Source organism: Pseudoalteromonas piscicida, from assembly GCF_002208135.1.
Taxonomy (GTDB): Bacteria; Pseudomonadota; Gammaproteobacteria; order Enterobacterales; family Alteromonadaceae; genus Pseudoalteromonas; species Pseudoalteromonas piscicida_A.
In genome coordinates, this window is the sequence record NZ_CP021646.1 from 2,439,513 (window position 1) to 2,451,806 (window position 12,294).

Sequence of the window (12,294 nt, forward strand, 5' to 3'; positions counted from 1 at the left end):
TGTCATAAAACTTAACCTATTACAAAAGCCAATATTAATCACCTAGTTAGAAAGTAAAATTTCGTTCATTCCGTACCTTATTTTGTAACAACGTCTTACATGCTACATTTTTTAACATCTTATAAACATCATTAAGTAACCTTTCATTTTTCCATCCTATACTCTTGCTCCGGAATCGCTTGAATAAAGACCCATGTTCAAAATATTGATAAAGGAGATCAACTATGAACTTTCGTATCCTAACTGCAGCCACCCTATCCCTGTTAGCCGTTGCATGTTCGTCTGAAGATGTAGAGACTGCCAACTTTGGCTCTGACATCTATAAAAACCAATATAACTTGGTTAATGCAACCGATTATGAAATTGCGTTTCACCTTGCTAATACTGAGCTAGACGGTGATGAGCGAAATGTCGCTGATGATAAATATCGCGTCAAAGTACTCGCGTCAGGTTCAGAGCCTGTGCGCATAACACACGAACATAATACCAACCGTGAAATCAGTTTTTACGCTGAGTCAGTAAATAAGCTTGGCATGGTCGAGCAAGAAAAAATTAAGGTAAGTAATGATCGGGATTATCACTTTGTTGTGATGCAAGACAGCAACGATACCTTAGATATAAAAGTAGTTAGAAAGTCTAAAGATGATCATGATAATAAATTTACCGTGAGGATATTAGCTTCCAAAACAATGACATTAAATATTAACGGTTCAGACGTTGAATTTGATAAAGGTGAGGTCAGTAGTTGGTATCAAGTGGATGACTGTAACCAAGATATTATGATGGATGATGAAGTTATAAGTCTTTGCAATGCTTCACTAGACCGCTCGTACTTACTCGTCGTCGGTGAGACTGGCTTAATGAGCACCGTTTTAGAATACTAATTAATCACGATTTTGAGGCTGCCGACATTTCGGCAACCTCAACGGTTAGCCGTCTAGATTTACATTTATTCCGCAATTTTTATTCACAAAAAATTCAAATTTTTGCCTAAATAAGTCAATTCTATTCATTTTCAGATCCGACCAGATAAAATAGTGACATTTGTCACAATGTCAGTTTTATTAAACTTTCCAGCCCCAATGAAAATAGAGTTTTAGCTTTAAAAATTAATTAATTCTTTATATCTCATAGAGATAAAAAACAGCCATTAACAACCCCCACACTGAAATAATTTTATAACATTTCAGTTATTTTAAAGTTAGACTTAATTAACATTAAAATATCAAATTTTTCGTGTTGACACCCTGAAAACTCAGGCTTAACCTAGCCGCCGTTCTTAAAACACAACAATCAAATAATCACATTTAATATTTTTTATTTACAAACAAAATAATCTTGTAACAAAGATAGCGACAATAGTATCGCGACAAAGCCGACCAAGTTAACGGATTGGCACACACGGGACGTTGGTTAAGTAGTACTCGCCTCTAACAAGTATGATTGGGTTTTCTAAACAATTTCCCGTCATACAAAAATATAAGCATTGTGAAAATCACAATCGAATTCATTATTTTAGTCAGAGTAGGAAAGTCATGAACCAGTACAACACAGAAAAGGAAGCAATTCAGGTCGAGAAAAAGCTCGGTAGTATTGTTTTCATCTCGCAAGATCAATCACTTTCTCTGGAGTCAGTGCAAGATTACGCAGCTCAGCCCATGTCCAAAGTAAAGTTAGACGAATTGGCACTAAAGGCTAGAATCGAGAAAAACCGTCAATACCTAGACAATAAACTAGCAAATCAAGAAGATATATACGGCGTGACGACTGGTTTTGGTAATTCAGCAAGTAACCGTATTTCAACTTCTCTCTCTGAAGAATTACAACAAAACCTCATTGCTTATCATGGCTGTGGCGTTGGTGACTACCTTTCAGAGTCTGATTGTGCTGCAACTTTATTGATCCGCATGAACTGTAATGCCAAGGGCTTTTCAGGTGTTAGTTGGGAATTGCTGGCGCAAATGGAAACCTTCCTAAACAACCGCATTATCCCTGCAATCCCTTCAATGGGTTCTGTGGGTGCCAGCGGCGACTTAACACCACTTTCTTATGTCGGTGCAGCGCTCGGTGGTAAGCGAAAGGTATACTATCAAGGACAACTACGTGACACCGCCGAAGTATTAGAAGAGCTGAATATTGCGCCATACAAGCTTAAGCCAAAAGAAGGCCTAGCTATCATGAATGGTACGTCGGTTATGTCTGCTATCGCCACGAATGCGCTAAAAGATATCCGTCGGGGCATTGATTTAAGCTGTAAACTGATTGCGCTTTATGTCGAGCTTATTGAAGGTCGTGCGTCACCATTCCACAAACGCGTACACGAACTTAAACCACACCGCGGTCAGCAGATCTGCGCAGAGAAAATTCTAGAACGCCTAACTAACGTTGATCAGCGCTTAGGTCGTAGAAACCGTACCGATGACAATATTGAGTTTGGCAAGCAAGAAACATTCAGATTACAAGATAGCTACTCAATTCGCTGCTCTCCGCAAGTGTTAGGACCATTAATTGATGCTGAGATGTGGGCGTCACAGATCCTAACGACTGAGATCAACTCAGTGAACGATAACCCACTATTCGATGATGAGAATGACCTTATCCTCAATGCGGGCCACTTCTACGGCGGTCACGTTGCAGCGGTGTGCGACACCCTCAAGCCACTCGTTGCAAACATGGGAGCGTTACTAGAGCGTGAATTAGGTATTTTGGTTGACGACCGCCTTAACGGTGGTATTTCTAATAACTTAGTTGCGCGCGAAGACCTTGGCGACAAGGCTTGGGTACACCACGGCTTCAAAGCAATGCAAATCACGTCATCTTCTCTTGTTGCTGAAGCACTAAAAAATGCAGGCCCGATGTCGGTATTTTCGCGCACAACAGAAGCACTAAACCAAGATATCGTCAGCATGGGGACTATCGCTGCACGTGACCTTCGTCGTATTACCGACCTTATCAAGCCAGTTATTGCTATTCAGGCAATGGCAATCCGCCAAGCATTTTATGTTGATGGGAAAGATGCAAAAGCGGAAAAACTCAACGTACTTTCTCGCGAGTTTTTCGACGAAATTTGCAGCAACTTCCAACCCGTCATTGAAGACAGGCCAATGGATGTCGAAATCAACAATATGGTTAACGCCCTATTTAATGAGCAGTAACCCTCATTAGGTCATTTTTGAGATGACGCTATGGCTATAGCTGACAGCTTCACAGTGGTCAGCTAGGGCTGATTGTTGCTCAAAAACCGCTAATGAGACGCAAACTACACACTATAGAAACTAAAAAGGATATAAAAATGAGTAGCTTAGAATCAATAACACAATTTATTAAACAAGACATCATTGTAGACAATTTAGAAGTGGTAGATAGCATCGATGAAATCGAAGACGATGCTCAACTTATCGGTGATGGCCTTGACTTAGACAGCATCGAAGTGCTCGATCTTGTGGTATCTATCGAGAAAAAATACAACCTTAAGTTCAAAGATTACCCAGAACAAACCATTCAAGAAAAAATGAAAAATGTCAGTACCTTAGCTAGCTTTGTTCACGAACAAGTTGAAGCACAAACAACAGCTGAAGCTTGTTGATCTGACCGTAACCATTTTCGCTTGGAAGGACACCATGCAAACATACAGTGCCATTCGTTCAACACTCATGCAACTGATTGAAGCTGAGTTAGAAGTAGATAAAGAACAACTAAACGTAGTAAGTGACGACGCCAATTTAATTGAGGCGCCACTGTTTCTCGATTCGGTCGACCTTATGCAGTTATCTGCTGCATGTAAAAAAGCGTTCCAATTAAAAGACTTGGGCGAATTGAGCACTGTAACTTTGGCGACACTGACACGCCAAATAGCGTTAAACTTAACGCAACAAAAACAAGTAACGCCCTTAGAGACATGGGCAGATCAAAGCACCTCTCTCAAAGAGGCCGATTTACTCGCACTGATACAGCGTAGTCTAGATTGTGAGATCCTCGGTCAGGTTCGCTTCATCAAAGACAGCACGCCCTGCGATATCATTGTGAGCACTATGGTGTTATTGGCGCACAATATCACTCCAGTATTGAGTGCAAATGCGGCTGCGAACACCGATGCGTTTAGCTGGCGAGAGCTCTCGCTTACCAAGCAAGAAGTAGAAATTCCGTTTCTTTCCATGACGGCATTTTTACAACACCATAGCGATAAGACTATTGGCTTTGAAACATCAGGCAGCACTGGCAAGCCACAAACTTGGCATAAATCCATCGCCTCACTCCATGCAGAAGCTGTCACCTTTGCTGACACTTTCTCATTTAACGCCGTAGATTATTTTTGTGCTTGCGTTGATATCCGCCACATGTTCGGCTTTATTTGGGCATTTATGCTCCCTCTGCAGCTTGGCAAACCAGTGAGTTACGAACTTGGCTCTACACCGGACGTACAACCGATAAAAGACAAACAGGTCGGTGTGATCTTAACGCCAACTATGTTTGACTTTGTAGCTGACCAGCTAAATCAAAACCACTGCTACTTGATAAGCTCTGGTGCACCATTCAAAGGTGAGAAAGAGCAAAAGCTTGCTGACCTCATCTCTACTCTGTCACTTTCTATACAAGCTTTTGAGGTACTTGGAAGCACTGAAACCGGCGGTATTGGTTATCGTCCGTTAGGCAGCAACGAAACGCACTTTACTAAGTTTACTGCGGTCGACATTTATCAAAATGCCGAGCACAAAACCATGTTGAGATCGCCTTTTTTAGTGGCTAATTGTGAAGCGTTTGAGCTCAAAGATAAGCTGATTTTCAGCAATGAAAACCAATTCACACACGGTGGGCGCGCAGACCAAATATTTAAATATGCAGGTAAACGCTACTCACTACAAAGTATAGAAAAAATCCTCCAAGAACGCTTTGTGGGACTTCGCCATCGCGTGTTTTTTATTGAGGACAATAACAATAATAAAGGGGCGAGCTGGTTGCCTTCGTCGAAGGACTATCTTGCCCCCTACACTTCAGGACATCAGAAGTTGGTTTAAAGATTTACCCACGCCGCAGGTTCATTTTTTGGCGCAATTTCCAGAAAACGAGCTCGGCAAAATCACCCTCTCGGCACTACAGGAATGCGTACATGAATAATAAACAACAAACTTTCATTACTGGTTATGGTGTGCTCTGTGCTGCGGGCGAGAATCGCCAAGCACTGCTAACTAGCATCAAGGAAAACCGTACTGGTATTGACCGCATTAATCGTTTCGACACACAGGGACTAACACACAATGTTGGGGCGCTCGCCATCAACTACGAGAACTACAGCACAGAAAGTTTTGAGATGGATTTGGCGAGTCAATACGCTATCCACGCCGTTTCAGAAGCACTTGAGCATGCAAACTTAGCCTTAACTCAGATGGACAGTACCCGTGTGGCATTTATTCTCGGTAATGCAAATTGCGGTATGTTTTCATTGATGGAGAGCCTTAAAGGTCAACATCAGTTAGGATTTAAGTTTTATCCACCGCATAAAATTGCAACCGATGTCAGTCGCCACTTTGGCATTCAGGGTCCCGTAATGACCTTCACCTCGGCCTGTACCGCAAGTAGCAGTGCCATTGCTTTTGCTAAGCAACTTATCGAAAACGACCAAGCAGATGTCGTCATTGCTGGCGGTGCAGATGCCCTAAGCGAGCTGGTTTACGGCGGCTTTCAGTCGGTACAGTCCTTGAGCCCTGAACCTTGTGCTCCGTACAGCGAAAAAATGGGATTAAGTTTAGGTGAAGGCGCAGGCTTTTTAGTCTTTGAATCGCAAACACATGCAAATAAGCGCAACGCAACGCTGCGATATCAATTACTCGCGACGGGGTCGAGCTTAGATGCTCACCACGCTACAGCGCCTAACCCCGAGGGCGATGGTGTACGCCGCGCTTTTACGCAGACATTGTCCTATGCGCCCGTTGCAGCAAGTGATATTGAATATATCAACAGCCACGGGACTGGTACGCCAGCAAATGATGGCGCAGAGCTAAAAGGGATCCAATCAGCCATTGGTGAACAGGCCATGCGCGACGTCTCGGTTTCAAGTAGTAAATCTTACTTTGGTCATACCCTTGGTGCCGCTGGTGCCGTAGAACTTATTTCAACTTTGGTCAGCCAGGATGAAGGACTTCTACCAGCAACACTGGGTGTCGACTCAATAAGATCTTGTTGCCAAGCGTATCAATTAGTGACCAATCAGGCGAAACCTCAGGTTGTTGATGTTTTTGCGGTGACTAACTCAGCGTTTGGTGGTCACAACACCAGCATGCTACTCAGTAAACACCAGAAAACGTCGATTAACACGGCGCCAAAACCGGTGTATCTACTTGCCGCCACCAGCCTGTCTGATACTGAAGTGTACAATGCTAGACAAAATAGCACCGACCACTTTGCTGAATTTAACTTAAAACAGCAGTTCCCTGCACTTTTCCAGCGCCGTACACCGTGTGTTGCTCAATTTGCCTTGGGTGCCTGTCAATTTACCTTACAAGACAGCGAGCTCGATCTTGCTCAATTACCACTAGCCGAATTCGCGGCCTACTATGCTAATCCCATTGGCTCGTTGGAAACCTTAGATAAAAACCTCGCATCATTTCAAGAGGGCATTGCAGAGCTAAAAAGTACACATTTCCCCAATACCGTCGTCAATGCCACATTAGGGCAACTCGCACTCGGGTTCGGTTTTAAGAACTCAGCCACTTGTGTCAGCGATTTGGGCAATGACTTTTTACATGCGCTTTGGAGCGCAACGCTTGATATGCGTGAGGGCCGCAGCCAATATGCGATGGTATGTAGCTCGCAAGACGATACTGCACTCTCGCAGCAAGTCTGGGCTGCGCATCAATTCCAAGCAAATATCGGTCATTTTTCCAGCGCTGCTATCTTAGCAACCAGCGAAGTGTTACCTGCAGGCTACCAACCTCTCGCAGAAATCATAGATTTTATTCAGATCAATGATGCGCAGCAGCATCAAGCGCTAGACAAATTACTAGCAAGCCATGCTAGAGAGCTGAGCCAAGTGGGTAATGTCGTGTTAAGCACTCATCACGATGCAGCGTTTGCCACCATTGCAGCAAGCTTGGACAGCCACTTACCACAAGCTCAACTTATCAAATATCAACCACAAGCCACGCCTCAACACAGCACAGAATTAGCAGTACGTGCGCTAATGTATGCACTCAACACCCCAGCTGGTGATACCGAGTTAGATCAAACCCTACTCCTAAGCGTTAATCTCGCGGGAAGTATGACGGGATGTATTTTACGAACAGTAAGGAAATAAGATGACGACCGTGATCGAAGTGAAGAACTTAAGGAAGGTCTACAAAAGAACACGAAAAGTTGCCGTCGATGACGTCTCTTTTAGCGTTAGCGAAGGCGAATGTTTTGGACTCCTTGGGCCCAATGGTGCCGGAAAAACCACGACGTTGGAAATACTGCAGGGCTTGCGTAGTGCAACGTCAGGTGAAGTGACGTTATTCGGTCTTAATTGGAAGCAGCACGAAACTAAACTCCGCAGCCTTATGGGTGGCGTGATGCAACACAATAACCTTTACGAAAAACTCAAAGTAAAAGAGTGCGTTGAGCTATTTGCCAGCTTTTACCCAAGCTACACGCCAATTGATACGCTGCTTGAGCGCTTCAATTTAAGCGAGAAAAAAGACGCTTGGCTAAGTGAACTCAGTGGCGGACAAAAGCAACGCGTATTTTTGGCGATGGCAGTGGTTGGCCAGCCCAAGTTGGTATTTTTAGATGAGCCAACTACGGGACTTGACCCCACGAGTCGTCAGGAATTTTGGCACATCATTAAAGATCTCAAAGAAGCCGGTACCTGTGTGATGTTAACGACCCACTACATGGATGAGGCAGAGTTCTTATGCGACAACTTAGCCATCATTAATTCAGGTCAAATCATAGAGTCAGGCGCGCCAAGCGACATTATTAATCGCACCTTTGAGACTCCAGTGATTAAAGAACCCAGAAAAGCCACACTCAACGACGTATTTTTGAAACTCACAGGTTCCACGATGGAGAGGGAAAGTTATGCCTGAGTTAAGTCAAACTAAGTTATATCCATTTTGGCAATTAATGATGGTCAATATTCGACCTTTTTTCCGTGATAAAGCGGTATTGCTATGGACATTCGGTTTACCTATTTTCATCGCCCTATTGTTGATCCAAGCCTTCTCCGGTGGACCAAAAATGTCACCTATGAATGTGGTGGTGATGCATGGCGAGCAAATTGAACAGAAATGGCTAAAAGCGATGGAAGAAGATCCACTCGTTACCGTTACCCGCCTCTCACAAACCGATTCAATTGTGCTGGAAGACAGTTTTGCTTCTGCTCAGCTGGCGGAAGTGATCAGCTCACCAGGCTCGGTGCTACGTAAGCTGCAAAATGAGGTGAGCCCTGAAGTCTACCTTGCCCCCAACGCTATGTTTTCTACTCATAACTCCGATGAGTCGTTAATGGCACGTAACTATCTATTGCGTCTTAAAGCGCAAGCTAACGGCGAAGAGATGCGAAGCAATGTCATTAGCGTCAAAGGTTATCGCTACACTGACTGGTTGATCCCTGGGATCATCGTGTTACAAGTCCTTGGTTTAGCACTGGTGTCGATTGCCAACAGCTTAGTTTCGGACAGACAAAACGGCTTTTTCAAGCGTCTACGCCTTTCTCCTTTCAAACGCCGTGATTACATCATTGGGATCGTACTCGCACGCTTATTCTTATTGGTGTTTCAAATGCTGATCCTGTTCGTCGCATTTCACTTTTTATTTGGTTATACGCTGCAAGGAAACGTGCTGGATATCATTGCGGTAATGGCACTTGGGTCATTTTGTATCTGTATGCTCGGCGTGTTAGTCGGCGCCCGCAGCCAACGAGTTGAAGTCTCATCAGGGATAGCCAACTTACTTTACTTTCCGTTGATGTTCTTGTCGGGCATCTATTTCGACACCGCGAACTTTCCCACTCTACTGCGAGAAATAGTGTCGCTACTGCCAACCACTGCATTTTTGGATGCACTGCGCTTAGTCGCAAACCAAGGGGTTGAGCTGGCTGCGGTAAGTCGTCAACTGATTATTTTAGGCGTCACCAGTGTGGTGTTCTTCCTCATCGTTTACTTCTGCTTTGATTGGGGAGATGAAAAATCATGATCACTGATAACTTGCCACATAAGGCACCATTTAAGTTTGCAGACAAGATAATCGAACACTCACCAGGAGAGATGATCGTTGGACTGAAGTTTGTCTCGCATAACGAGCCAGGCCTTCAAGGACATTTTCCGGATGAGCCTATTTTCCCGGGTGTGTTAATCATCGAAACCATGGCGCAGATCAGTGGCTTGTGCTGCAACAACACGCATAAAGGAGGCATGCTGTCTTCCATAGAAAAAGCCAAATTTAGCCGCCCTGTTCGCCCCGGCGAAATCATTAAAGTAACGGCAAAATTAGAAACTGAATTTGGTGCTATGGCGCGCTTCAAAGCACAAGCACATGTTGAAGATGAGTTGGTTGCAAAAGCCGAACTCACGATTGTTTACACGGATTAAGGAACTTGGTTGTGTTTACTGGAAAGACAGTAGTAGTGACTGGCGTATCCAAAGGGATAGGCAAAGGCATCGCACTCGCCTTTTTGCAAGGTGGTGCTCGAGTATACGGTATTTGTCGCACACAAGCCCCCATCGTGGAGTTACACAAACCTGAGTATCAAGCTCGTTTCACTCAACAAAGCGGCAATATTACCGACAGCGAGTTCGTCAACTCTACTATTCGCCAAGCGATAAGCGACACGGGTCGGGTTGATGTCTTGGTGAATAATGCAGGGATCACGGATGATAGCTTGTTCTCTCAGATGTCGTACGACGCTTTTCATAACGTGTTAGATATCAACTTCAAGGGTACATTGCTGTGTTGCCAAGCGGTATTGCCAGTCATGACTAAGCAAGGTGCAGGTAAGATTATCAATATGGTGTCGCAAAGCGGAATCAGTGGACGTGAGGGTCAAGCCAACTACGCGACCTCAAAAGGCGCAATTATTGGCCTCACTCGGACTATTGCACGGCAATATGGTCACTGTGGTATTTACTGTAACGCACTCGCTCCGACGTTTATTGCAACCGATATGATTGATGATATCCCCGCAAGCATTATCAACCCGGTGCTTAAACATACCGCACTTGGTCGTGTTGGGAGCGTCAAAGAAATTGCTGATGCCACGCTATATCTCGCTTCTTGCGCCTCGAACTACCAAACCGGAAATGTGCTTCGTCTGGATGGAGGGCTTGCGGTATGAATGCTCAAGCGTTTATCTTACTTTATCCAACAAGTGAGTTTGATAGCCACTTCGTTACCCATTTGCTGTCGCAAAAACATCCGTTACTCCTTATCAATGCAAGTGCTGAGGTGCTCGCGCATAATCCTGAAGCAAGCCATATCCAACTTAGCGCTCCCCTCTCGGAGTTAAATACCAGTACATTACTAGATTGGTTTGAAATCAATCATAATCAGCAAGAAGTGATGGTACTGCATTGTGCCAATCGCCTTGATGAAAGCAAACTACTCGAAGACATTGCCGTTGGCGAGCAAGTGATTGCACGTCTAGAAAGCGCATTTGCGGCACTCAGAGTCATCGCGGACAACCTCAGAGTGAGTGGTGGAAACCTCGTCTTTTTAACCCAATCAGACACCTTAAACTACGAGTTAGAAGCTACCGCCAGTGTCTGTAATCACGCTCATAATGCATTAATGATGACGCTCGCGCGCGAGTATCAAGGTAGCAAGCTGGCAGTTAACAGTTTTGTGTTACCGCTACTGGCTACCGATAGCAAAGCTGCGAGAATCCAAAAGCGCAACTTAAAAGGGGGCGTACTGGGTGCACGACCTGCGGTATACAGCTATCAAGACTTGGTGGAATACCTAGTCAACTTTATGAAAACCAATACCATGCTCACCGGTCAATCCATCGCATTCACGCCGACGCTGGAGCTCAAGCTATGATGCAGGTTGACTTATACTGTTTCCATCACGCGGGTGGCTCTTCTTTGTTTTTTAGAGAATGGACAAAACATTTACCTGCGCATTGGCAACTCCACGGCATCGACTTACCGGGCCGTGGTACTAAAGCAGGCATGCAATCTTTACGGGACTGGGATGAGGCACTTAGTCACCTAAGTAGTAGCACGCAACTTCAGCCGCGAAGTGAGCGGCTGTGCGTGTTTTTTGGTCACAGTCTTGGCGGTATGGTGGCTTATAAGCTTGCCGATCACCTTGCTAAACACGCACTGACAACGCCGGATTTACTCTGCTTATCTGGGTGCCGCGCGCCAAGTGTTCCCTCAGCCACCCAGTACTCAAGATTGACTGAATCGGACTTGCTCACGACTTTATATCATCTCGACATGCTGCCTAAACATCGTTTAACGAAGGACGTAGAAGCGGTTGTGGCCGCCATGTTTAAAGACGACTTTATGTTGGCCGAGCAACCAGTCAGCACTGACATTACGTTGACGATGCCGGTCGAACTGATCCTCGCCACAGAAGATCACTTGGTTACGCCTGAGTCACACCAAGCTTGGTCTGAGTACTGCGAGAACCATTTTCAGTACCATCATGTCGATGGTGGTCACATGTATTTACAGCAACGCCCAACGCTGGCGTGTGAGGTGATTGTCGCCGCGGTCGCGCGACACCTAGCACGCTTGCAGCAAACAAAATACCAAAAAGCAAACTGGCAAAAGCCGTTGTGTTAAGGCGAAAAAACAAGGATCACACAATGAACTCACTGTCCAATTCCGCCAATTTCAAGTCTCTGACAACGAGGCAACTTCACGTATGGCAAGCCCAACAGCTTGATTTGGCAAATCCAGTATATAACATCGCTTGCGCGGTACAGTTTACCGGCGGGCTCACATCTGAGGCACTACAGCAAGCCTTGGTGTTGCTATTTGCAAGACACCCGGTGTTATCGAGTCGTATTGATGAGACTCAAGGCGAACCACAACTCGAATTACTACCCAGTGCCCCCAAATTATTAGCCGTGCCCGATGAGCTTGCCGCTTTTAGTGACTCTATCACCGCCAAAACCTTAATTGAGCAAGCCATCGATATCACTAAAGAGACCTTTCAATTCTATGCTGGTAGCTCAGAAACTCGGTTGCTATTGACCATCAAAGGGCATCACATCAACTGTGACCAGTGGGCATTGCAAGTATTAATGAGCGATTTACTCGCATGTGTAGAATCGGTGCTTGATAACTCTGAACTTGATCTCGCCCCCTAGAT

General features: G+C 44.9%; 12 protein-coding genes. All 12 read left to right on the forward strand.

Annotated elements, in window-relative coordinates:
* Positions 1 to 224: 224 nt before the first annotated feature.
* The 12 genes from B1L02_RS11400 to B1L02_RS24465 all read left to right on the forward strand — a co-directional run bounded on the left by B1L02_RS11400 (position 225) and on the right by B1L02_RS24465 (position 12,292).
* Positions 225 to 884: a hypothetical protein gene (locus tag B1L02_RS11400; protein ID WP_088531109.1), complete on the forward strand. Its 660-nt coding sequence runs from the start codon at positions 225 to 227 to the stop codon at positions 882 to 884.
* Positions 885 to 1,535: 651 nt separating this feature from the next.
* Positions 1,536 to 3,155: an HAL/PAL/TAL family ammonia-lyase gene (locus B1L02_RS11405; RefSeq protein ID WP_088531110.1), complete on the forward strand. Its 1,620-nt coding sequence runs from the start codon at positions 1,536 to 1,538 to the stop codon at positions 3,153 to 3,155.
* Between the two features lie 137 nt (positions 3,156 to 3,292).
* The gene (locus B1L02_RS11410) at positions 3,293 to 3,586 is read left to right on the forward strand and encodes a phosphopantetheine-binding protein (RefSeq protein ID WP_010369398.1); all 294 of its coding nucleotides are present in this window, start codon (positions 3,293 to 3,295) and stop codon (positions 3,584 to 3,586) included.
* Between the two features lie 34 nt (positions 3,587 to 3,620).
* The gene (locus B1L02_RS11415) at positions 3,621 to 5,015 is read left to right on the forward strand and encodes an AMP-binding protein (protein WP_232003071.1); all 1,395 of its coding nucleotides are present in this window, start codon (positions 3,621 to 3,623) and stop codon (positions 5,013 to 5,015) included.
* 92 nt (positions 5,016 to 5,107) lie between these two features.
* Complete coding sequence (locus B1L02_RS11420; RefSeq protein WP_088531111.1) at positions 5,108 to 7,291, forward strand: beta-ketoacyl-[acyl-carrier-protein] synthase family protein; 2,184 nt, start codon at positions 5,108 to 5,110, stop codon at positions 7,289 to 7,291.
* 1 nt (position 7,292) lies between these two features.
* On the forward strand, positions 7,293 to 8,060 hold the full coding sequence (locus tag B1L02_RS11425; RefSeq protein ID WP_010369407.1) for an ABC transporter ATP-binding protein: 768 nt from the start codon (positions 7,293 to 7,295) through the stop codon (positions 8,058 to 8,060).
* A complete protein-coding gene (locus B1L02_RS11430) occupies positions 8,053 to 9,168 on the forward strand; it encodes an ABC transporter permease (protein WP_010369409.1) in 1,116 nt (371 codons plus the stop codon). Before B1L02_RS11425 ends, B1L02_RS11430 begins: the two co-directional genes overlap by 8 nt.
* Positions 9,165 to 9,563: a 3-hydroxyacyl-ACP dehydratase FabZ gene (fabZ, locus tag B1L02_RS11435; protein ID WP_010369411.1), complete on the forward strand. Its 399-nt coding sequence runs from the start codon at positions 9,165 to 9,167 to the stop codon at positions 9,561 to 9,563. The genes B1L02_RS11430 and fabZ overlap by 4 nt, the downstream gene beginning before the upstream one ends.
* A gap of 11 nt (positions 9,564 to 9,574) precedes the next feature.
* On the forward strand, positions 9,575 to 10,306 hold the full coding sequence (locus B1L02_RS11440) for an SDR family NAD(P)-dependent oxidoreductase (RefSeq protein WP_088531112.1): 732 nt from the start codon (positions 9,575 to 9,577) through the stop codon (positions 10,304 to 10,306).
* Positions 10,303 to 11,010: a hypothetical protein gene (locus tag B1L02_RS11445; protein WP_088531113.1), complete on the forward strand. Its 708-nt coding sequence runs from the start codon at positions 10,303 to 10,305 to the stop codon at positions 11,008 to 11,010. Before B1L02_RS11440 ends, B1L02_RS11445 begins: the two co-directional genes overlap by 4 nt.
* Positions 11,007 to 11,762, forward strand: a complete 756-nt coding sequence (locus B1L02_RS11450; protein WP_088531114.1) for a thioesterase II family protein — start codon at positions 11,007 to 11,009, stop codon at positions 11,760 to 11,762. The genes B1L02_RS11445 and B1L02_RS11450 overlap by 4 nt, the downstream gene beginning before the upstream one ends.
* A 23-nt stretch (positions 11,763 to 11,785) precedes the next feature.
* Positions 11,786 to 12,292 (forward strand): condensation domain-containing protein, encoded by a 507-nt coding sequence (locus B1L02_RS24465; RefSeq protein WP_232003072.1) that lies wholly within the window; start codon positions 11,786 to 11,788, stop codon positions 12,290 to 12,292.
* The last annotated feature ends 2 nt before the right edge of the window (positions 12,293 to 12,294 follow it).